Source organism: Legionella wadsworthii DSM 21896 = ATCC 33877 (assembly GCF_000701265.1).
GTDB lineage: Bacteria > Pseudomonadota > Gammaproteobacteria > Legionellales > Legionellaceae > Legionella > Legionella wadsworthii.
Map to the genome: position 1 here is coordinate 239,014 of NZ_JNIA01000023.1, position 21,134 is coordinate 260,147.

Below are 21,134 nucleotides of genomic sequence, written 5' to 3' on the forward strand. Positions count from 1 at the left end.
AGATGCTTATACATTGGGGAATACTGTTCTCAATTAACCTTTTTAAAATCAAGCGAATTTTTATTTTAAAAAATAAAGTTTTAGAACTTCTTATCTAATCATAATTTTTTATAAATACCTTAAATATCCACAAATCCATCCTTTAAGTAAGGTTTTATTTAACTAGACAAGACCTTTCTCGTTTACTTTATTATGATACAATTTAAAAACTGTTTATAAATGAATAGTATTAAAACAAAGGGAAGATGAAACTCCATTTAAGGATAAAACAAAATGCTGTTTTTTTATCTTAATAAAATTAATTCCGATCATGATTTAATTTATATAATTATTCGAACAATAATTATTTATTTTTATGCAATTTTTTTGATCCGCTTTGCTAATACACGATTTAATATAAAAACTTCATTCGATTTTGTTCTGGTTATTATATTAGGTTCTGTAGTAAGTCGGGCCATAAATGGTTCATCTACGCTTTTGCAATCAATGGTAGGTAGCGGAGTATTAATACTCTTACACTGGCTCATTGCCTATTGGACTTTTAAAAGTCATCGTGCGGGTAAAATGTTGAAAGGCGAATCTACAAGAGTCATTTGTAACGGTAAAGTAGATTGGGAGGTTTTACGCAAAAATCAAATTACCATAGATGATATAATGGAGAGTATAAGAGAAACAATTCATCATGACACATTGGATAATATCAAGGAAGCACGTCTTGAAAGAACTGGAAAATTAAGCTTTGTTTTGCAAAAGTAATCCTTTCAATAGCTTATATCAAATAATACCGTTATGTCTGTATTAATTAAGTAGTTAGTTCTGAGTGAGATCCCTGGCATTGGATGTGAGTGTGGTCATTGAGATATTACAAAAATAAGGTCAAAGCTGCGGAACCTTGCGGTACATTGTTTTCAGTTCGACACCTGCTTCCCCCCAATTATGGCTGACTATAAAGGAAGATTTTTTTTACCTTCGGGAAGTGGCGGTCCAGAGTTGAGAGTATAAACAATAAGTAAAACACAAAAGGCCAATAAGGAAAAATAAAAAAGAATTCTGGCGATTACCCTTAGTGTAGGATTGGTTCCTTTAAAACGGTAAAAAGCCATTAAAATAGCGATAGCAAAAAAAACTAAAGCGCCTATAAGCATGATTATTCCTTTAAAGGAGTGCACTCTCTTTAAAAGAGTACGATGAGATATTCCTTTTCCTCACTAAAAATCATCTTAAGTGTAGCTTAAAAACAGGAAATTGCTTCATCAAAAAGTAACCAGTTAATTAAAATTGGATGAATCTAAAAGCGAATAAAATTCTGAAAATTCCATTCGCTGTTTTTGATTCATTCGAATTATAGACAGTCTTTTCATCCAAATTTGTTTAATTACTAACTTGATTCTACTTCGGGTTGCCTTCAAAGCAATCATCCATAAATAAGCAACATAGGCGCACCCACGGGTCTTGCAATCTACATCCAACCAATTTAGCGCACTTTTAAATAATCTCAACTCCTCTTTCTTTAATAAATAAGCAGTTCTACTATTGGATTTGATTAAGTTGTTTTTTCTTAGATAGCTTGAAATGAGATAATGAAATTGAGCGGAATCCCTTCTGTGTCTCCCGTAAGCTAATGTGACTGATTTAAAATATATTTCTAGAGAATTGCCATTTGATTTTTGTTCCAGTTCATGGAGTATGGTCCAAACGTCTTTTTTCAAATCCGTGATAATAAGTTCTTGAGGTGGAATGAGATATTCTAATGTGTCATTTAATAACATGTATTGAATGACAGGAAACCGACTTTTCCCTTTAATAAGCCATCTTAAAGCAGCACGATTAGCCATATAATTGTGTGTTCCTAAATTTTGATTTGTTGTTCAACAAGTATTATGTGAATTGTTTTTAAGGTTTTTTTACCAGTACTATATAATTTTAGCACGAATAGTTTAAATTAAAGCCACCAAATCAGCCTTAATTAAAAGGTTTGATTTAATAATCCACGAGAATTGGTCTAAAATTATACAGTGCCCACCCATTCTTTTATAATTAACTGTATTAGCAGTCATTTTGCAGTAACTTAGAATAATTAGGAGCTAAAAATGGCGCGATCAATTTGGAAAGGAGATATTTCATTTGGATTAGTTTCGATACCGGTTTCGTTATTTTCTACAGAAGAAAATAATGAAATCCATTTTCATTTATTGAATTCTAAAACAAATTCTCGAGTTCGTTACCAACGTGTCGACGAGGAAACGGGTAAAGAAGTACCTTGGAACGATATTGTTAAAGGCTATGAGTATGATAAAGGCAATTACATCATCGTTAATGAAGAAGCCTTTGAAAAAGCAAGCCCAGAACTCTTTAAAACCATAGACATTGAAGAATTTGTGGACAGCAAAGAAATTGACAGCTTGTACTATTCAAAACCTTATTATTTAGTTCCAGAAGGGAAAAACAAAAAAGCCTACGTACTTTTAAGAGAAGCATTAAAAAAAACAAACAAAGTAGGCGTTGCAAAAACCATACTACGTACAAAAGAATATTTAAGCATTATTCTTCCTCATAACCATACGCTCCTCCTTTATTTAATTCATTTTAAAGATGAACTCCGTGCAGAAGAGGAACTTAATGTCCCGACAGAGGGTATAAAAAATTTTAAAATTTCCGATAAAGAAGTAAAAATGGCTGTCGATCTCATTAATGATATGAGTACAAAATGGGAACCAGAAAAATACCATAATGAATACCGGGAAACACTCCAAAAATGGTTGGATGACCAGATTCATGAATTAACCCAAAAAGGTAAAAAAGTGACTAAAGCGGTTCGAAGTCACGATGCTGTCGTTGATTTTGTGTCACTATTAAAAGAGAGCATGAAGAAGAAAAAATTAAAGCAAGCACCGGCACCTAAAAAAAGGACGCAAGCTAAAAAATAAGGAGAAGGGCGATGGGGTTATCACAATATTATAAAAAAAGAGATTTTAAAAAGACACCAGAGCCAAAAGGAAAATTGCACCAAGAGCACTCTCGTCTTTATATTATTCAAAAACATGCCGCAAGTCACCTCCATTATGATTTTCGTCTGGAATTACATGGGGTGTTAAAAAGCTGGGCAATACCTAAAGGACCTTGCCTTGACCCTCATGTCAAACGTTTGGCGATGCATGTAGAGGATCATCCAGTAGAATACGGTTCATTTGAAGGAATTATTCCTAAAGGAGAATACGGGGGTGGTACCGTCATGCTCTGGGATAAAGGCACTTGGGAACCTTTAGATGAAAATGCTTATAAGGCTTATGAAAAAGGTCATTTACGATTCAAAATCCACGGTGAAAAATTAAACGGCCGTTGGGATTTAATTCGCTTTAAAGATGAGAAGCATTGGTTTTTAATCAAGTATCAAGATGAATACGCAGAAAGTGAAGAGAATTATGATATTACCCGTGCGCAAACTAAAAGTGTTGTTTCAAACTACAGCATGGATGAGATCGCAGAAAACTATACTCATGTTTGGCGAGACTCAGGGGCGCAGCCGGTTAAATCTAAAAAACCAAAAAAGAAAGCGATTAAGAAACCTACCATTATATTACCTGAAGGATTAGATAAATCGAATTTCCCCAAGTTCATTCCCCCCCAACTTGCAACCTTAGTGGATAAGCCGCCAGAGGGTGCTCAATGGGCACATGAGATCAAATTCGATGGATATCGAATTTTAGCTTTTAAAAATGATGAAAAGGTCGAATTAAAATCGCGCAATAATAAGGATTGGACTGCTGATTTACAACCCATTGCGGATGCGGTCCGGCAATTACCTTTCAAGCAAATTATTGTGGATGGTGAGGTGGTTGTTTTGGATGACAGAGGACGTTCTAATTTTCAACTTCTCCAAAATTCATTAAAAAATGGGAAGCAAGCACCATTTACTTATTTTCTCTTTGATTTACTTTATTTTGAAGGCTATGACCTGCGTAAGCTCCCATTATTAGAGCGCAAAGCAATTTTAAAAAATGTTTTAACAGCTGAGGTCCCTCACCTCCATTACAGTGATCATATTGTAAAAGAAGGGAAGGAACTTTATGAGTATTCTTGCGATTCTGCCTTGGAAGGGATTATTTCCAAACGTATTGATGGAATCTACCAATCAAAAAGAAGTAGAGATTGGTTAAAAATTAAGTGCATCAACCGTCAAGAATTTGTAATTGGCGGCTATTCTCTGCCCAAAGGGGGGCGCAGTCATTTCGGATCTTTATTTCTTGGTGTGTATGATAAAAAAGGTAAGCTTAATTATGCAGGTAACGTGGGTACAGGATTTAATGAGCGTTCATTAAATGAAATTTATCAACTTTTGTTAGATAAGGAAACTCAATCCAATCCGTTTACCTCTAAACCACCTGGTTCTAATAAAGCACATTGGGTAAGGCCTGAGCTGGTATGTGAAGTAGAGTTTACAGAATGGACTAAAGATGATCATTTGCGTCACCCTAGTTTTAAGGGGATGCGTCTTGATAAAAAAGCAACGGAAGTAGTCCGTGAATTGGAGATACCTTTAGAAGAGGCAAAGGAAGAAAAAGAGAATTTGCCTGAACCAAAGTCAAAATCAAATATTGTACTCACTAATCCTGACAAGATTCTTTATCCTGAGGATGGTATTACAAAAAGCAACTTACTTGATTATTATGAAGCAGTCGCTGATTACATTCTTCCTTATTTAAGATTAAGACCTTTAACCCTGGTGCGCTGCCCTTCCGACTATAATCGATGTTTTTACCAACGCCATTACAATAAAAGCACACAAAAAGATCTTTTACCAATTGAAGATCCCATGGATGAAGATCATGAACGCTATATTTATTTAAATAATAAAGATGGATTATTTGGCTTAGTGCAAATGGGTGTTTTAGAAATACATCCTTGGGGAAGTACCATTCAGCATCTGGAACAGCCCGATATTATTATTATTGATTTAGATCCAGCTCCTGATGTACCTTGGTCAAGAGTGGTTCAAGGAGCGAAGGAAGTGCGTGATTATTTAGCGCAATATGAGTTGACCTCTTTTGTTAAGAGCACGGGAGGAAAGGGATTGCATGTTGTTGTTCCTATTATTCCGGAATACGATTGGGAAGAAGTCAAAGAATTTACTCATGTATTTGTACAATTTTTAGAAAAATTAAAACCCAAGGAATACATCAGCACAATGACAAAATCCAAAAGGAGTAAAAAAATCTTTGTAGATTATTTAAGAAATCAACGAACTGCGACTGCTGTAGGAGTCTATTCTACTCGTGCCAGGCTACATGCACCGGTATCTACCCCGCTTTCCTGGGATGAATTGGGCGACGATATAGAAGACAACAGTTACACCATTAAAACCTTGCCCAAACGTCTGGAGCAGTTAAGAGAAGACCCCTGGAAAGATTTCTGGACCGTCAAGCAATCCTTAAGGCTCGATAAATTAGAATGAGTGAATGAATGCACACCTTTATCCCATCCTCTAGATAAAGGCATCCTGTCTCTTATCAAGGGTGAAAACCATCCTCAGAGGTGGTGTCGGAATCCAGTTTTTCGGATAATTCGGATTTGTACTTATCAATTACTTCTTTTTTATTTTGGGCATTGAGCACTTGGGAAGTAACGCCATATCCTGTTTTTGTGGCACTATAAGCCAAACTGACTCCTTTAGTTGTTGTACTAAATGCATGACTCACTGCGCCAATTTTAGCAGCAGTAGAAACAACTGGACCAACACCAGCAAATAGGACATTAGTGGCATATAAACTGGTATTGATTATCTCATTAGGCGTGGGCTGCGCTCCATATTTTATAAAATTATAAATCATGGTCCCTATATTTTTGAATGCTAAAGGGGTGCTAATTCCTAATGACGTCATGGATGCAATGAAGGCAATTGGCGCCATAACTGGTGTTAAAACTGGAATAAAAGAAAGCGCGGTAGCACCAACGGCAATAAGGGAAACAGCCAGCCCTAACCTACCTCCATATTTCTCGCAATGATTCACAAAAGTAGAATAACTTCTGGATGGTTTATTCGCATATTTAAAATTCAAATCATTGGCTTGATAATAAAAATGTTGTACTTTTTCCAAATCAGACAAGCTGTCTTTTAGCTTGGTTTTTTCTCCTTCAATTTGTGTCAATTTCATCACTTGGTTTAAATCCGTCTTTATTTCATTTAAACCATCAATAAATTTTCTTCTTCTTATTAAAGTATCTCGCTTAGAGTATGCATCTTTTTGTATTCCTTCCTCTTCAATCAGACCTTCCAGCTTTTTTATTTTTTCCTGAAGATCAGGGTATGCTTTTTTGATTTTATCCAAAAAATGAAAACTCGCTGATTGGGCAAATAATAATTGGCCAAACAAAATGGTACTTTCAACTAATTGTTTTTTTTCCTTTTTTACTTCAGGTGGATCATCATTCTTATCAATTTCTTCATAAATCTGTTTTACATATTCTAATTGATTTGTTTCTACCGCAAATTTTGTCGTGGGAGTAAATGCACGCAATGGTTTTGCGATAATTTCTGGCCCAAAAATAAATTCACCGTTTTCTACAAACTTTTCCGTAACAAAATCTTGCCCTTGAAACAGTCTGCCCAATTGTCCTTTTACCCTAAGTGAAATATCCTTACAATCCTGATGCGACAAAAGAATTTTCATGGGGAACTCAGCAAATAAAGAGATATTGATAATTATAGATGAATTAAGACAACGTCCAAAATGTTAAGGGCAATTCATTTAGACTAGCGGACAAACTATATTCTTTCTGTTATTGGTATATACCTTGACTACATCAATATTTTGCTGTGCTGTCGCTAGCAGGAAAAGTATCTTTTAATGCTTTATCGAGCTCTTTATCCGCTGCTTTTTTATTCCTTTGTTTGAGAGCCGATTTCCCTTTTTTAGATCTACTCATAGCGATCTCCTTATAAATGAAAACAGAATAGTGCGTTTTAATTATTTAGGAATACACTAATATAAGTATAGCCTGTAATAAGTAATTCGATACCAGCATTATTCTTTTTTTAAAAACCTAATTCATGGGTGATTTTAATAAAGTAATCCTATATTCCATTAACATATTTTGCTACATGTAAGTAATTTTAGAGGTATCTGTGAAGGTGTCGAAACATACAAGAGCCGGATCATTAAGAAAAATGGCTAAAGACTAGCATTGCAGACTCAGAAAGTTACGAATCAAAAATATTCACAAAATAAATTTTATGTTACAAAAAACATGCAGTTTTGCAGTTTTGTTTCTCTTTTTATACTGTATTTTCCTTCTTTTTGTAGCAATGATTTTAAATATCCTTTATAAGCATCACTCTTTAATTTGCCTATCCTGCATACCGGTGTTTTCAGGTTTTTGAAGCTGCGTATTAGGGTATCGCTCATGAAAAAATTCAATATCTGTTTGGAGACATGTATATGAAACCAGAAGAGTTTTTAGAGAAGATCAATGAATTACTTAATGCCATTAATCTTCTCGCGCCCACCACAAAAAATAATTTGGTAAATCAATTAAAAATTTTTCAGATGCAATTGCTTGATCCTTCCTACGATACAATTGATGAAAAAGTTGTTCAACAATCTATGATTCTCGGTGAGAGGTTACTCAACAATTTACATTTCGCTCAGGAAGCAGTGAAATATACTTCCGATAGAATGAAATCCACCAATTATGACTTTTATGACATCAAAAACAACACGGAATTGGAACGGTACCGGTTTCAATTTAATAATCTCGATGTAAAAAACCTATTTGGTTTTTTTCAGAGAAGAAGGGAAGAAATCGCCAAAAATTCCCCACCCGCTTTAGACTTTGAACAAAGTGCATATCGTAGAAGCACAGGTATCAATATGTCACAATGGTATCGACATGCGCATACCCCGCCTCGCGGCAAAAAATGGGGTAACTGCACGGAGCAATCTAATATTTCGTTTGTTTACTTATATACTCGTGTGCGAGAAATAATAAGCGCAGGCAAGGCTTCTCCAATTCGTTCCCTCCAACGTATTGACGTGGATAATAAACAGGGCGGTCACTGTTATATTTTAATAGATGGCATGAATGAACCGTTATTTCAGATTAAGAAAAATTTTACAGAAAATGAGCATCTAGAACTCATTTCATCCTTGCAACATACAGAAGTCATTGTCGATCCATGGAATACTGCGCACCCTTTTTACCCTGCTGCAGACATATTACAGTATCTTCCTGAGTGCGGATTTGAAGGCAACATGAATGTTGAATTTGGGTTGGGATGTGCCGATCATGAGGGCTCACCCAGAAGGAAAATCACCTGTAAAATGTGACATCAAGTGAAAACAGTAATGTAGATCAGAATACCACCAAACAGGGAGGTTTGCCCTATCGTTATGTTGTTTAAATCATTTAAAGGTTAACCCTGAATTTTAAAGCCGTTTAAAGAACATCTCGATGTCTCTTTATCTATGATCCGGACATTAATTTTTAAAATATCTATAATAAAAGTAATAAAAAGTGAATAATTTTTGGAAGGATCTAATGGTATGTGGGGTATTGTAGGTGGAATTGCTCATACTCGCAGGGAAACACATGGGATTCCAAGTGTGGAAAACGCCCATCCTCATATAGCGGGGAATCAAATAGCATTGGTTCACAACGGAATTATTGAAAACCATAGGCAAATTCTCCCTCAATTTGAAGAAACATCTTGTCTTATCTCATCGCAGACAGATTCTGAGCTGATTAGCCATCTTTTTTATCTAAAATTCAAAGGAAAAATGTGGACCGGCCAAGGAACCTGGCAAAATCAGTCACTGTAGAATAAGATCGTTTGGAGCAAAAGATGAAGTCATCAAAAAAATATTTTGGTACTGATGGAATCCGTGCACGTGTGGGTGAATTTCCTATTACTATCGAATTTTTACCAAAATTGGGATGGGCTATAGGACGAGTATTAGGTGCTGAACCAGGCGCCAAAGTAGTCATTGGAAAAGATACACGAATTTCTGGATATATGATTGAATCCGCACTGCAGGCCGGCCTTTTGGCGGCGGGAACGCGTGTTTTCCTGTTAGGGCCTATACCCACATCAGCAATTGCTTATTTTACACGGACCTTACGCGCCAATGTAGGAATAGTAATTAGTGCATCTCATAATTCTTACGAAGACAACGGCCTCAAATTTTTTTCTAAGGAGGGGTACAAACTCTCTGATGAAATAGAAAATAAAATCGAAAACCAATTGGATCGCCCTATAGACAACATATTATCTAAAAATTTAGGAAAAGCTCAGCGCGTTCATGACGCAGCAGGTCGTTACATTGAATTTTGTAAGAGTTCAGTGCCGCATCACACTTCTTTTAAAAATATCAAAGTAGTTGTTGATTGTGCCAATGGCGCAACTTATCACATTGCTCCCAATGTGTTTATGGAGCTGGATGCGAATGTTATTCCGATTAATACAACACCAAATGGAATGAATATCAATCTTCATTGTGGCTCCATCTATCCTGAGGCTGTGCGGTATGCCGTACTCCATAATAATGCTGACATCGGAATTGCTTTCGATGGTGACGGGGACAGGGTCATTATGGTGGATGATAAAGGAGAGATTCTAGATGGAGATGATATTCTCTATATCCTTGTAAAGGAGTTGTTGCATAGAAAGAAGGCTTTTGGGGGTGTGGTAGGTACTTATATGAGTAATGTAGGATTGGAAATTGCTTTAGGCGATTTGCAAGTTCCTTTTACACGTGTACCAGTAGGAGATCAAAATATCATACATGCTTTGAGAGAAAAAAAATGGGAGTTAGGCGGTGAACCATCAGGGCATATTATTTATTTAGGCACCAATACGACTGGGGATGGCATTATCGCAGCATTGCAAGTGTTGCAATTTATGTTAATTACCGGGAAATCGTTGCATGAGTTAAAACAAGGTTTAAAAAAATATCCTCAAAAAGTCGTGAAGATTCCTTATACAAAAAAAATAGATCTCAACCATGCAGATATTGAAAAAGCGAAGGAAGAAAATGAACAAAAACTTGGGGTAAATGGCAGGGTACTGATTCGATACTCAGGAACAGAACGAGTAATTCGATTAATGGTTGAGGGTGAAAATTTAGGAATTGTGGAGGAGGTCATCCTCACTTTAAGAGAAGTCATTGCAGGATTGGTCCGAATCTGATAGACAAAAAAATGCCTCCATCTTTGCTTTGATGAAGGCATCTCTTAAATTATACCTTAGGTAATTTGATTACAACTTTTTTCCATTTTATTGAAATCTGCTTTAATTTTCATTGCTATGGATTGAGGTATAACACAACGTTGGTTAGCAGCGTTCATGTTGAATCGTCTTTTGCATCGATTTACTTGATGAGCATATACTTCATTCTTGTGTAAAGGAGAAAAAGTATAAGCATAATAGTCTGCCATTGTTTTCGCATCATCCAGACAATTATTGTACTGTTTCATGATATGGTCATTTTGAGTAGTACAAGCTTCAGCCAGTGATTTCTTTTGCATGTTTTCTACAAGTTTATGGCAAGTGGCTACAATTAATTTACGTTCTTGCTCCTTAGAAGCTCGAACTTCTTGTACCGGATTGATTACTTCTTTTTTTTCATTAACCTCAGGATTTGCTTGCATTTTACTCCATATTAGAGAAACATCCACAATCAATACTGCCAGTGCAAATGCTGTAGCATAGAGAATATGAAGGATATATTTTGGTTTATTTGGGGTACTTTTAGTCATTTTTAACCTTTCAATGGATCATAAATTCGAGAGTAATATTCTGTCATTCGGTGCTAAAATTTGATGCTTGTGAGTATATATTATGCATGTCATGCCATCAAATAATTATAAATTCTTAAAACAGAAGTTTATGACTATTTTGAAGAAGGCTAGGAAATAAAAGCTTTTGCTCTGCCCTATTAAAAACACAGCGGGGTTGTTTTTGATTGGCTTATTTGTGAAATACAACTATTGCTAGAATAATAAACCCAATAATTGCAATAATTCCATGCCCTAAAGCTAAAACTTTAGGAATCTTTTTCCCGCAAAGATCAAGATAAAATAAAACTCCTCCACCTATAGCTGCAGCTATAAAAATGATTAAAATATAAAAAAGTGAATGATAAAAAAAAGATGCTATTAATAAGGAGATTATCCCTAATGCGCCAGCGCTTCCATGGATTATTGCGACTCCTTTAGGCGTATTTTTTTCTGCCAATATATAGGTTAGTAAGTAAACTCCCCCCATGATGGTTAAAGCGAAAAGAATTACTGCTACAATAGCCATATTATGCATCCTTATCTAAAATTTTTATACTCTGTTCTTTCAGGGAGCAAGTTGCAGGTCCCTCTATAACTTCTCCATTGGGAGAGAATCGACTGCCATGGAGTGGGCAATCCCAAGTTTGTTCCGCATTATTCCAAGATACAATCCCCTTCATATGAGGGCAGACTGCCGTGACCACGTGCAACTCATTTTTTTCATTTTTCGATACAGCATATTTTATGCGATTCACCTCAACTATTTTTCCTTCGCCTGCTTTTAAATCTTGATATTCGTTGGGGGTAAAGAGAGGGAGATCTTTTAAGTATTGTAATAAGACATTACCGTTTTCTTTGAATAAGAATGCAGATGAATCGAGAAGATCCTTACGTTGGGCATCATAAATTTTGAAGAATTGATTCATTTTACTGCTGAGTAAATCTCCCAGGATAATCCCCGCTAACGTTCCATAAACCAAACCATCTGCAAAATATCCAGTTGCCATATAAACATGTTTTGACGAAGAATGAGCAAGACCGATATAAGGAATACTGTCTGCCGCATGAAAATGTTGTGCAGACCATTGGAAAACAATGTCCTCTACATCAAATTCATGTTCTAAATAATGGCTTAATTCTCTAAAATGGTTGTTCATGTCGGTACCCTGTCCCGTTTTATGGTGACTGCCGGCGACCATCAATAATTCGGGATCATTACCTGTATGAGGATGTGTACATAAAATAGGAGCAGAATCATCCATATTGCGAAAGTGGCCTTCCGGATATTCTTTATTTTTTAAACTCACAGCGACCACATAGCTTCTATAGGGAGCCAGATAAAGTTGTGTGGGATTAATTCCTATAGGTGTGTGCGTCGCGATAATTACTTTTTGAGCTTTAATTTTGGCTTTTTCCGTATTCACCGTACATAGATTGTCTTCGTTTATTTTTAATGCTCTTGTATGTTCAAATATATGGCATCCTTTTTTATGTAATTCATGAGCCAAACTGGTAACATATTGTAAAGGATTAAATCTCGCCTGATTGGCCATCACCACCGCTTTTTTGAATTTTAAATTAAGAGGCAAATTTTGGGTCTCATCTACTGCCAATTCCATCCTTTTCCAAAGCTCAATTTCTTTTTGATAGCTATCATTATCTGCTTTGTTCGTATAGGCATACCAAGGTCTTTTTTTAAAATGGCATTTTATATTATATTCATGAACGGTACTTTCAATATAATCAATTGCCATCTGGCGTGAATGAGCTACTGTTTTCGCAGTGTTAAAATCAAAGTTACTTTCGATGCTTTGAAATAAAGGTTGTACTGGTACATAAAGATTGCCTGTAGAAGCCCCGGTTGTTACACCGCCTATTTCCTGTGCGTCTATCAATGCCACTGTTTTTCCTGCATCGATGAGTTGTTTCGCTGCGGTAATTCCCGTTATCCCTCCACCGATAATGACGACATCCACCTCAAGATCGGAATCAAGCGAGGGGTATTTATGCTTTATTTTAGTGATGTCTCTCCATAACGAAACCATTCTTAATCCTTTGTCAGTGTTGAATGTAAAACACGCGATTGTTTTTAAATGAAGGTTTTGATGCCCTAATCTTTACTGTGATTGTTCTTAAACAAATATAGATAACTTATTTTTCTTTCGCAACTGGGAATGACCCTTAGTAAAAAGAGATGCGGTTATCGATACTGATCTCGTTTTTATTCGCCAAGGGATAGTTAGCCATGAAATGATATCTATCGATTCATGTAACATTGAAAGATTTATTTTTGAATGTCTTCAAATTTACTCTATATTACTGCGAATGTTGGATGCTTTTCTGGGTGGTTTAAAGCATTTAGAAATAAGCCCAGTACCATGATAAAATTGAAATATTTTTTCCACCGGTGGGTATTCTTGATATGATCAGTAGTGCGTCAAAAGGGTTTCGCTTTAGATTCAAACCCATGGTGAAATCACAACTGCATTTAATTTTGAAATGGATTCAACAACCGCATATTAATGAATGGCTGCATGGTAAGGGCTTGAGCAACACCATTGAAGATATTGAGCAATTCCTCAATCAGGGTGAAGCATGGGCTACTCATTGGATTGCTTACGATAGCGAGATTCCATTTGCTTATTTGATCACTTCTGAAGTTGAGAAATCAGCAGAATATCCAGGGGGTGCCATCACTTTAGATTTATTTATTTGTGAACTGGATTACCTAGGTAAAGGGTTATCAGTACAAATGATTCATGAGTTTATTTTAAGTCAATTTTTTGATGCCAAGATGGTGCTTATCGACCCAGAAGTTTCCAATAAGCGTGCGGTTCATGTATATCAAAAAGCAGGCTTTAAAATTACTGGTGAATTTATAGCTCCGTGGCATCCAGTACCTCATTTTAAAATGGAGTTGTCTGTTGCGGAGTTAAAAAGTAGATATTTCTCTTCTCCAGGAGAGGCCTTTAATTGAAAATGATCCTATTAATAGTTGCATCAGCAGGGAAATAAAAATATGAAATAAGTTGGGTCCTTTGACCCAACAAACAATATAAATTAACTAAAGGTATCAGATAATAATTAGAGTATGAGTTAGAGAATCGCAAACCTACTTACTGACCGCTGGTAAAAACCATACCAGTTGGACCTGCAGTTTTACCTCCAGCATCTCCAAACATGGTAACTTCTGTAACGCCCAAAATGGATGGTAGAAACAGTAAAGCAGCAGATATAAAGATAAGCGCAATTGGGGTGCCGATTGGAATTTGAGTGGGGTTATCTTTGTGCTGTTTAAACTTCATGATAGCCCCGATAGAAAATCCCAAGCCAGCCAAATAAGCACCTGCAGTGATCAATTTTGCCAGATTCGTAAAAGATCCAGTAATTGTTTCTGCCATTTCTCCTAAAGAGAGTACCCCGCTTGCTGCAACATCCTGACTTACTAATGTTAGAAATGTAAGACAAGCAATACTGCTAAACCAGCTACTAAAAACAGTTTTATTTACAATGTTACTTCCCACGACTTCTTCTCCAAAATGAACAAAATATTTGAGGATAAAATAAAGATATTATCTTACAAAATTATTCAATCAAAAATCTACCTTTACTGTATAACAGGTATGATTTATAGGGTCTAAGCCATTGCTAATTCCTTTTAAGTCAGTGTAAATTTATTTTTTTGTTCTGAAACTTCACGCTCAATTTTGTCTGGGGAGCGACCAAATAAGGTTACTCTATTCCCACTTATCACATGCATCTTCTTCTGAACATTCTCTAATGATGATTCGATATCTTTAGTCATTGCATAACAGGCTCCGGCATAATGCATGACTGAATCATCGCTACTCACCTTTGGAGGAATGCCTGCATGCGCCTCATTTCCAGGGAAAGATAAAGAATCCCCGCATATATGTGTCGCTAAGTTTTTGTCGGATTGTGCAGCCAGAGGGGCACCAACACACGTGTTAATCTCAATGGTCCTTCCATGCACATTGATTGTTCTCGTATTACTGATATGGCCTACTAATAAAGCATATTCGCGATCATCAGGATCTCTAAAGTGCTCCAATGCGGAAGGAAAATTGATAAGATTTATTTTTTTAATTTTGGGCAAATCAAGTTCAGCGAGCGTTTCTTCCAGAGCTGAATAAAAAATGCTTTCCATTGGATATAATAACTCCTGGATTGCAAATGCTCCCAAACTCATTCCTTTCACTGTAATCGTTCCTTCTTCATTTAAATTGAGATTAGCAAGAAGAAATAATTGATGAAGGTTATGTTTCAATCTGTTTTTATAGGCATCGACATAAAATAGGCCCTTACCAAAGATCGGGCTATGAAAAGTTATTGTATTCGATGTTGTATTATCGGAATTTGATAATGCATTGTCATTACCGTAAATAGCCGGAAGAACAGTGCTAAATCCTGGTTGTTGCACAGCTATAGCTTGACGAGATACGAAATGTTCAGCCTCGCCATTCAAACTTTTAAAATGGACACAAGCTAATACATCATATTGTAAACTCAAACAGTTCCGGAACTCTGGTGCAGCAAGATAACTTATCGACACTGGGTAGGGATGCGCATGATTCCACTCATCAAATAAATTTCCCCCTTGTAAATTGAGACCATGAAGAATGGGTGAGAACTCTATTCTTCTTCCGTCGGATAGAGGTAAAAAATACGCGTGCGGTACAATTAAAGGACTTACAGACGCCTCTTCCAAGGATAAATATTCCTTATAGAGTAAATCATCTTCAGTCGTACCGATCGTTTCTAATAACTTTCGGGATGATTTATATTTTTCTTTTCTTTGTTGGTATGTTTTGGCGAACTCTTCAGTATGGTCACGCGGCATCACGAGACGGCCATCAGAGTAAACCGCTTTGAATTTTTTGGTTACCAAACGGGATAAAAATTCAGAATAGTCCATATTTTGATACAAATGCCCAAGAGGTGTATCTTCATTTTGCTTTGCAGAGAAAAATTGTTTTAGTATCTTGTTATGATCTTCAAGAATATAAAATTTATTGGACTCATGAAGTTGTTGAATTAAATTGAATTCCTCTTCTTCAATATGCATGGAACTGAGTTGCGATCGTTTAAATGATCCTTGCATTACAGAAGCTAAAGGATGTTGAAACGGTGTAAAAGGAAAAAACTTTTGAAGGGTTTGAGGAATCGCTTTAGTCATCCTAAGGTTTGCTCCCAGCTTCGTTCTTAACGAAGCAGCTGTTTTGTTTATCGCGCGCATATCTCAATCCTTGCCTGTAAGTTTTGGCACTTATTTTATCATAATAAAAAGGGGTGTGGATGAAAAATAAAAGCCTTGAGGAGGCTCAAGGCTTGGTAATCATTATCCCCTCTAAGCGAACATTTGAATTTTTGGAGTACTGTCTTCTATAATGCATTTTTCTAAACCAGCCTGGCAAATTAAATCCTTGTTTTTCCTCAGTATACATTCAGTGAGGTAATTCAAAGCACAAGGAACCTGCCCGTTTTTTATCTGATCTAAGGTGAGAGATGGATCCTTTTCAAATAACGGAGCAAGACAGATTATTGCTTGGATGTTAGAGATATCTATAGTAAGCACCCCACCGTTTTTTGCCGGCACTTCAAGAGTAAAACCATCTTCATGAGCAGAAATACAAGTATACCTTTTGGGAGCCACTTCACTTGCTACACTCACCCATAAATCTCTTTCATATTGGGATAAGTGGATTAATTTAGCTTGTTTTTTCAAAATGTTCTTGTACTTATCATATAATTCTGCTGCTTTCACAGGATCTAATTTTTCAGCATCGGTACCTTCACTAACATAGGAAACAAAATCATCAAAAACGAGTACTTTTTCAATTTCTAATTGCTGATATTCTTTCATTTTCTCCAATGGGATGATGCTTAGCTCCGGTAATGAATCCCCTATGACATCAAGCCTTTTTGCTTGAGTTAAATCATCTAAGTGGATTATATCCGAGGATTTTTGATTGATAATAATACAATGATTAATAGGGAAACTCAGATGGGGCACTATAGTCTCACATTGATATGAAAATATAGAAGTACCAAATTCTTCTCCTTCTGAAGTGAGGGGATCATATTCCACATCCCATGCATGTGTGCAGATCTCTTTGTATGCTGCACCGATTAAAGTAAAGCCAGGAAAATTGGATTTTTTAGCTGCATCAAGCCCGAATCCCAGTGCAACAGTTGGGCAATAGGTAAATGAATGGGCTACTTTCGTATTCCCCTTTGTCAGAGAGTAACCAGTAACATGGGAATCGATGATCTCTTTTTTCTGCTTAGGAGTTAAATCATCAGTACAAGTAAGTCCTTTTGCTTTCAATAAACGAGCAAGGCTGACACGCATCGCTGATAAACCTAAACCAGGGTAATCTAAACTACCTAGGCAGTGCTCAACTGAGAGTCCTCTATAGATTGTTGGCTTATTTGTTACAAGAAACTCAATTTTATGTTTTTGTTTAAGATGCCTTAAAGCTGAGACAGTGTGTGAATCATAAGCAGAACCAGCAATTCGAACAAAATTTTGAGTGGCTCTACGAGCAAAGAATCCACCCAAACTGAAACATATTTTTTTATTCATTTAAAACCCTCTTAATCTACGTTAGCAATCTGAATCGTAGATGCGGTCAGTAAATGAACACTTAACGATTCGTGTTGCTAGCTTACAAAATCAACATTAAAGAAATATTAAAGACAATAAGTAAAAATATTCGTCAGGGTATAAATTAATTTATGGCTTGTGCTTAGGTTGATAAATGTAGTTAAAGAAAAATCATTATGAAAATCAATTCATCAGATGGTTCTAGGAGCTCGATTAACCGTAGTGGTTTTTTTATGTTATAGTTTTGGTACATTCGAAAAGGAAAATTTGATGTATGTATAAAAAATACCCTGGGGTGGTCACGCGATTCCTTCGTCAAGATGAGCGACTTATTCTATCCGAAGAAAAAGAAATGCCTTTGGTGATCGAAGCAGAGGGTGCTTCAGATTTTGAATTTCTGCAACACTTCCTAGTACGCAATTCCCATCATATTCTGAAAGATCTGACCTATTATGGTGCTGTACTTCTTAGAGGTTTTAGCCTTGAGACTGATGAGCAATTTGAAAAACTCATTTTAAGCATCCCAGAGTTTCGTGGCATAAGTGAAGCATTTATGTCTGAAAACGGGCGCGATCATCTCAATAATCTTGATTATGTTTTACATACAAATTCTGTTTATAAAACAGGAGGAACACTTTATCTTGGGGGATTTCATACAGAGAATTATTATTCCGCGGATGTTCCAGGTTATCTTTGTTTTTGTTGTTTCCAACCTTCAGAATTAGGTGGGGAAACCGGCTTAATTAATTCGCAAAAAATTTACGCTCATTTGAATGATGAGTTGAAACAAAAATTAGAAGAAAAATCTTTTTTTGTTTGTAAATGGACCATTGCAGAAATTGCAGACCGATATAAGATTACTCCGTGTGCAGTAGATAAAATATGTCATCATTTTAAACTTCCCGTAGTTGGTGAAGGCGAGGATCGATTTGTTTTAATGTATAAACCCAGTGTTTTAGAGCATCCAATTACTCATGAGAAAGCTTTGCAAATCAATATGTTTGAGCTGGAAACGTTGAACTATGAATTAAGAAAATGCTTTATGAAAGACTATAAAGGGAAAGCTTGGTTTTGGCATCGTTTTTTTTGGAAATTACCCACTCCTGTTTTTAATTCAGTTGAGAAAATTGCTGTTATTGTTATTTCTTTTTCTAAATCACCCAAAAACTCTTACAAAATTTTGCGCAATAAACTATTTCGCTTTAAACAAAGTAGAAAGGTAAAGCATTTCCCCATGGATACAGTGAAGGTAGGAAGTTGCTTCGATGATAAGGAGGTTAAAGAACTCGCGCTATCAATGCGTCAATTTTATTCATCCTGTTTGTGGAAAAAAGGGGATGTATTGCTCATTGATAACCGAAAAGTAATGCACGCAGGGATGCCCGGGTTTGGAAATAGACTGATCCGGGCCATGATTTGTAACCCCTTGGATATGAGCTATTCTGAAGCAGAAACAGGTATTTTAATTGCAAAAGAAAGGATTACTGATACGATTGGAGCTTATATGGAGAAAGGAAAAATAGAAACTAAAATAGAGCCAATTTCCGGAAAAACAGCGGTTATGGATTGTTTAGGAATGGATCAGGAATAGTCACAGTCCTTTCCAAATGAAGCCTTGTCCATTAGAATAGTTCTCTTTTTTACTTTAAGAGCATCAATGCAAAGGAAAAGGATTTTAAATTATATATTATTAGGAGCGCTTATTTTTTGTTGGTCCACCCAGGGGAATTGTGCTTTGGAACGTGATTTCCAAAGCTGGTTCAATATTACAGCGATTGGTAAGACTCACAGTGATGACAAAATTTTAGGCCGTCTCAGATATTGGTTGGAGGATCAAGAGCGTTTAGGGGCGGACAGCAGTCGTTTTTCGCAGATTTTATTACGGCCAGGATTAGGTTATGCATTCACTGAGCATCTTAGCATTTGGTTGGGATATGCCTGGATTTATACGGGAAGACCCAATACGTCTAATCCATTTGAAGAAGATCGTATCTGGCAACAATTGTTATGGACTAAAAAGACTAAATATTTGACATTTACCAGTAGGACTCGTACAGAACAGCGCTTTTTGGAAAACAATCCTAAAACAGCATATCGTTTGCGACAACTGATTAAAGTTTCAGTACCTTTAAAGCATTTTAATAAAATGAGTTTTGTTACAAGCGATGAGCTTTTTTTACATAAGAATAATTTTGTTGGTACAAACAGCAGTGGTTTCGATCAAAACCGTTATTTTGTTGGCATAGGGTATAAAATAAACCCGGTAATGAATACAGAAATTGGCTATATGAATCAGTATATTAGGCGTTTAGGAGCTCCAGATTTTTTAGGCAATATTTTTTCTCTAAATTTTTACCTCAATTTATAATTGTCTTTTTAGGATAAAATTTGAGGACTGGAACCGCTAGATTGAACATTTTCACCTACTTAAAAGATGGAATTAGCGGTTGCCAGTGAACTATAGGGTCTGTGAATCCCATTGAAAATCACAGTCGACGTTACACTAAAAAGTGTTCAAACGATGAGTAAAATCTGCATCATGATTTCTGTCCTCATTAACTATGCTATTGACTTGTTCCGACACGTATTCCAAACATCGCATAAATTCTGCATGGGGATAGTTTTTGCAAATATACTCAAAAACTTCCTTACTTCTTTCGGGTTGTTTGTATTTTATTGAAATTGTCGAAGCGTCATATACGCTTTCATAATCATAAGGAGAATTAGCTAAATATTTATCCCTTTTGATTTGTTTAGTGTAATTCACTTGCTCTCCTAACTCATGGTGGATAAATGAAGATAAGTAACTGCTCTTTTGAACAGTGATATCCATTTCATCTTCATTAATTATGTCATACAGGATTTTTTGTTTGCGGATGCGCTTAATCAAGTGATCCTTTCCGTCGGCAATAAATGTTTTATCAACAATCAATATTTCTTCTTGAGTATTGCCGCTAGATAGAAAATAATTATTTAAAGCAACTGCACCTCCAATCGTAGTCCAAGCATCCACTGCGAGTAATCTATGAAGAAGGAGGTCATTTAAATGGATATATTTTTTGTTGGGTAGATTTCCCACCACAACAAAGGTATGGGGTATGCTTTCCTGGGCTACGTCTAGCCCACAGATATGTATCGCAGTTCCCTTCGGTAATATAGCTCGTAATAAAGTAGCAAGTACAAATGCATGCTGGTCACATGCTCCAGTCAAGCTTAAGACCGCTGCGGCAGCATTGCGCGCAACATAATTTTTATGGGTTTTTGATTCTGTTTTGGGTGTGTAATAAAAGAGCGTTTGAGGTATTTCACTGAGAAATGCTTCAGAACTGTCCGATTTCTTTTCTAGTTTAGGAGGGTCAGTATACTCACCACGGTCATGGCGACTCAAATACAACCAATTACTTCGATACATTCCCGCCAACATAGATCGTCCCTGGCTTTGTTGTATGTCTTCCCAATTATTTTCGGCGCCAAGGGCAAGTAATATTTTTGTAATTCGTGCTGTGGCATCACATAATTCAACTAAATTATAGGCTACATGCCCGTGAGAAGGCATATGCCCTGCAGAATGTATGCGTGTTGGTTTTGCTTTTTCTTTACATTTAGGATTGAACATTATTTATAACCATAAGAAACAAACAGGAGAAGACCTTTTTCTATCACAAAGTAAATTTTTTGCCTAATTCTATATACTCAATCGACATACAATGCTTAATTGAGGAGGATAATGACA

General features: G+C 36.2%; 20 protein-coding genes. 9 read left to right on the forward strand and 11 right to left on the reverse strand.

The window, feature by feature from the left end; translation table 11 throughout:
• Positions 1 to 273: 273 nt before the first annotated feature.
• Complete coding sequence (locus tag BU07_RS0103390) at positions 274 to 756, forward strand: DUF421 domain-containing protein (RefSeq protein ID WP_031563706.1); 483 nt, start codon at positions 274 to 276, stop codon at positions 754 to 756.
• Positions 757 to 944: 188 nt separating this feature from the next.
• On the opposite strand, the gene BU07_RS0103395 is transcribed toward BU07_RS0103390, so the two are convergent.
• Both BU07_RS0103395 and BU07_RS0103400 read right to left on the reverse strand, forming a co-directional pair.
• Positions 945 to 1,145, reverse strand: coding sequence for a DUF1328 domain-containing protein (locus BU07_RS0103395; RefSeq protein ID WP_031563707.1), 201 nt, complete (start codon positions 1,143 to 1,145; stop codon positions 945 to 947).
• A 123-nt stretch (positions 1,146 to 1,268) separates the two neighbouring features.
• Positions 1,269 to 1,835, reverse strand: coding sequence for a hypothetical protein (locus BU07_RS0103400; protein ID WP_242601877.1), 567 nt, complete (start codon positions 1,833 to 1,835; stop codon positions 1,269 to 1,271).
• A 255-nt stretch (positions 1,836 to 2,090) separates the two neighbouring features.
• Here BU07_RS0103400 and ku point away from each other — a divergent pair, with 255 nt between their 5' ends.
• Together ku and ligD are read left to right on the forward strand one after the other, a co-directional pair.
• The gene (gene ku, locus BU07_RS0103405; RefSeq protein ID WP_031563709.1) at positions 2,091 to 2,927 is read left to right on the forward strand and encodes a non-homologous end joining protein Ku; all 837 of its coding nucleotides are present in this window, start codon (positions 2,091 to 2,093) and stop codon (positions 2,925 to 2,927) included.
• Between the two features lie 11 nt (positions 2,928 to 2,938).
• Positions 2,939 to 5,452 carry a DNA ligase D gene (gene ligD / locus BU07_RS0103410; protein ID WP_031563710.1) on the forward strand — a complete coding sequence of 838 codons (2,514 nt, stop codon included), beginning with the start codon at positions 2,939 to 2,941 and terminating at the stop codon, positions 5,450 to 5,452.
• Positions 5,453 to 5,507: 55 nt separating this feature from the next.
• Here the strand turns inward: ligD and BU07_RS0103415 are convergent, their stop codons facing one another.
• Both BU07_RS0103415 and BU07_RS17785 read right to left on the reverse strand, forming a co-directional pair.
• Positions 5,508 to 6,668 (reverse strand): hypothetical protein, encoded by a 1,161-nt coding sequence (locus tag BU07_RS0103415; protein WP_031563711.1) that lies wholly within the window; start codon positions 6,666 to 6,668, stop codon positions 5,508 to 5,510.
• 133 nt (positions 6,669 to 6,801) lie between these two features.
• Positions 6,802 to 6,924 carry a hypothetical protein gene (locus BU07_RS17785; RefSeq protein WP_278030600.1) on the reverse strand — a complete coding sequence of 41 codons (123 nt, stop codon included), beginning with the start codon at positions 6,922 to 6,924 and terminating at the stop codon, positions 6,802 to 6,804.
• Positions 6,925 to 7,436: 512 nt separating this feature from the next.
• On the opposite strand from BU07_RS17785, the gene BU07_RS0103425 reads away from it, so the two are divergent.
• The 3 genes from BU07_RS0103425 to glmM all read left to right on the forward strand — a co-directional run bounded on the left by BU07_RS0103425 (position 7,437) and on the right by glmM (position 10,183).
• Positions 7,437 to 8,324, forward strand: coding sequence for a hypothetical protein (locus tag BU07_RS0103425; protein WP_031563712.1), 888 nt, complete (start codon positions 7,437 to 7,439; stop codon positions 8,322 to 8,324).
• Between the two features lie 216 nt (positions 8,325 to 8,540).
• On the forward strand, positions 8,541 to 8,816 hold the full coding sequence (locus BU07_RS0103430) for a class II glutamine amidotransferase domain-containing protein (protein WP_031563713.1): 276 nt from the start codon (positions 8,541 to 8,543) through the stop codon (positions 8,814 to 8,816).
• 23 nt (positions 8,817 to 8,839) lie between these two features.
• A complete protein-coding gene (gene glmM, locus BU07_RS0103435; protein ID WP_031563714.1) occupies positions 8,840 to 10,183 on the forward strand; it encodes a phosphoglucosamine mutase in 1,344 nt (447 codons plus the stop codon).
• 56 nt (positions 10,184 to 10,239) lie between these two features.
• On the opposite strand, the gene BU07_RS0103440 is transcribed toward glmM, so the two are convergent.
• The 3 genes from BU07_RS0103440 to BU07_RS0103450 form a co-directional block, all read right to left on the reverse strand.
• Positions 10,240 to 10,752: a hypothetical protein gene (locus BU07_RS0103440; RefSeq protein ID WP_031563715.1), complete on the reverse strand. Its 513-nt coding sequence runs from the start codon at positions 10,750 to 10,752 to the stop codon at positions 10,240 to 10,242.
• 211 nt (positions 10,753 to 10,963) lie between these two features.
• Positions 10,964 to 11,299, reverse strand: coding sequence for a hypothetical protein (locus tag BU07_RS0103445; protein ID WP_031563716.1), 336 nt, complete (start codon positions 11,297 to 11,299; stop codon positions 10,964 to 10,966).
• Position 11,300: 1 nt separating this feature from the next.
• The gene (locus BU07_RS0103450) at positions 11,301 to 12,818 is read right to left on the reverse strand and encodes an FAD-dependent oxidoreductase (RefSeq protein ID WP_031563717.1); all 1,518 of its coding nucleotides are present in this window, start codon (positions 12,816 to 12,818) and stop codon (positions 11,301 to 11,303) included.
• A gap of 377 nt (positions 12,819 to 13,195) precedes the next feature.
• Between BU07_RS0103450 and BU07_RS0103455 the strand changes: the two genes are divergently transcribed.
• Positions 13,196 to 13,750, forward strand: a complete 555-nt coding sequence (locus tag BU07_RS0103455) for a GNAT family N-acetyltransferase (protein WP_031563718.1) — start codon at positions 13,196 to 13,198, stop codon at positions 13,748 to 13,750.
• A gap of 139 nt (positions 13,751 to 13,889) precedes the next feature.
• On the opposite strand, the gene BU07_RS0103460 is transcribed toward BU07_RS0103455, so the two are convergent.
• The 3 genes from BU07_RS0103460 to BU07_RS0103470 all read right to left on the reverse strand — a co-directional run bounded on the left by BU07_RS0103460 (position 13,890) and on the right by BU07_RS0103470 (position 17,380).
• Entirely contained in the window at positions 13,890 to 14,297 is a 408-nt protein-coding gene (locus BU07_RS0103460; protein ID WP_031563719.1) for a hypothetical protein, read from the reverse strand.
• A gap of 134 nt (positions 14,298 to 14,431) precedes the next feature.
• Positions 14,432 to 16,030, reverse strand: a complete 1,599-nt coding sequence (locus tag BU07_RS0103465; protein ID WP_031563720.1) for a hypothetical protein — start codon at positions 16,028 to 16,030, stop codon at positions 14,432 to 14,434.
• Between the two features lie 111 nt (positions 16,031 to 16,141).
• Positions 16,142 to 17,380 (reverse strand): hypothetical protein, encoded by a 1,239-nt coding sequence (locus tag BU07_RS0103470; protein WP_031563721.1) that lies wholly within the window; start codon positions 17,378 to 17,380, stop codon positions 16,142 to 16,144.
• A 295-nt stretch (positions 17,381 to 17,675) separates the two neighbouring features.
• On the opposite strand from BU07_RS0103470, the gene BU07_RS0103475 reads away from it, so the two are divergent.
• Complete coding sequence (locus BU07_RS0103475; protein WP_084157786.1) at positions 17,676 to 18,992, forward strand: TauD/TfdA family dioxygenase; 1,317 nt, start codon at positions 17,676 to 17,678, stop codon at positions 18,990 to 18,992.
• A gap of 66 nt (positions 18,993 to 19,058) precedes the next feature.
• Positions 19,059 to 19,769 carry a DUF2490 domain-containing protein gene (locus tag BU07_RS0103480; RefSeq protein ID WP_031563723.1) on the forward strand — a complete coding sequence of 237 codons (711 nt, stop codon included), beginning with the start codon at positions 19,059 to 19,061 and terminating at the stop codon, positions 19,767 to 19,769.
• Between the two features lie 135 nt (positions 19,770 to 19,904).
• Here BU07_RS0103480 and BU07_RS0103485 read toward each other — a convergent pair whose 3' ends face one another.
• Entirely contained in the window at positions 19,905 to 21,017 is a 1,113-nt protein-coding gene (locus BU07_RS0103485) for a hypothetical protein (RefSeq protein ID WP_031563724.1), read from the reverse strand.
• Positions 21,018 to 21,134: the final 117 nt, after the last annotated feature.

Coding starts and splice junctions, on each gene's coding strand:
- ligD (WP_031563710.1), top strand. CDS start 2,939: ATGGGGTTATCACAATATTATAAAAAAAGAGATTTTAAAAAGACACCA.
- BU07_RS0103415 (WP_031563711.1), bottom strand. CDS start 6,668: ATGAAAATTCTTTTGTCGCATCAGGATTGTAAGGATATTTCACTTAGG.
- BU07_RS0103430 (WP_031563713.1), top strand. CDS start 8,541: ATGTGGGGTATTGTAGGTGGAATTGCTCATACTCGCAGGGAAACACAT.
- BU07_RS17785 (WP_278030600.1), bottom strand. CDS start 6,924: ATGAGTAGATCTAAAAAAGGGAAATCGGCTCTCAAACAAAGGAATAAA.
- BU07_RS0103470 (WP_031563721.1), bottom strand. CDS start 17,380: ATGAATAAAAAAATATGTTTCAGTTTGGGTGGATTCTTTGCTCGTAGA.
- BU07_RS0103485 (WP_031563724.1), bottom strand. CDS start 21,017: ATGTTCAATCCTAAATGTAAAGAAAAAGCAAAACCAACACGCATACAT.
- ku (WP_031563709.1), top strand. CDS start 2,091: ATGGCGCGATCAATTTGGAAAGGAGATATTTCATTTGGATTAGTTTCG.
- BU07_RS0103440 (WP_031563715.1), bottom strand. CDS start 10,752: ATGACTAAAAGTACCCCAAATAAACCAAAATATATCCTTCATATTCTC.
- BU07_RS0103450 (WP_031563717.1), bottom strand. CDS start 12,818: ATGGTTTCGTTATGGAGAGACATCACTAAAATAAAGCATAAATACCCC.
- BU07_RS0103455 (WP_031563718.1), top strand. CDS start 13,196: ATGATCAGTAGTGCGTCAAAAGGGTTTCGCTTTAGATTCAAACCCATG.
- BU07_RS0103445 (WP_031563716.1), bottom strand. CDS start 11,299: ATGGCTATTGTAGCAGTAATTCTTTTCGCTTTAACCATCATGGGGGGA.
- BU07_RS0103475 (WP_084157786.1), top strand. CDS start 17,676: ATGTATAAAAAATACCCTGGGGTGGTCACGCGATTCCTTCGTCAAGAT.
- BU07_RS0103480 (WP_031563723.1), top strand. CDS start 19,059: ATGCAAAGGAAAAGGATTTTAAATTATATATTATTAGGAGCGCTTATT.
- BU07_RS0103390 (WP_031563706.1), top strand. CDS start 274: ATGCTGTTTTTTTATCTTAATAAAATTAATTCCGATCATGATTTAATT.
- BU07_RS0103425 (WP_031563712.1), top strand. CDS start 7,437: ATGAAACCAGAAGAGTTTTTAGAGAAGATCAATGAATTACTTAATGCC.
- glmM (WP_031563714.1), top strand. CDS start 8,840: ATGAAGTCATCAAAAAAATATTTTGGTACTGATGGAATCCGTGCACGT.
- BU07_RS0103395 (WP_031563707.1), bottom strand. CDS start 1,145: ATGCTTATAGGCGCTTTAGTTTTTTTTGCTATCGCTATTTTAATGGCT.
- BU07_RS0103400 (WP_242601877.1), bottom strand. CDS start 1,835: ATGGCTAATCGTGCTGCTTTAAGATGGCTTATTAAAGGGAAAAGTCGG.
- BU07_RS0103465 (WP_031563720.1), bottom strand. CDS start 16,030: ATGCGCGCGATAAACAAAACAGCTGCTTCGTTAAGAACGAAGCTGGGA.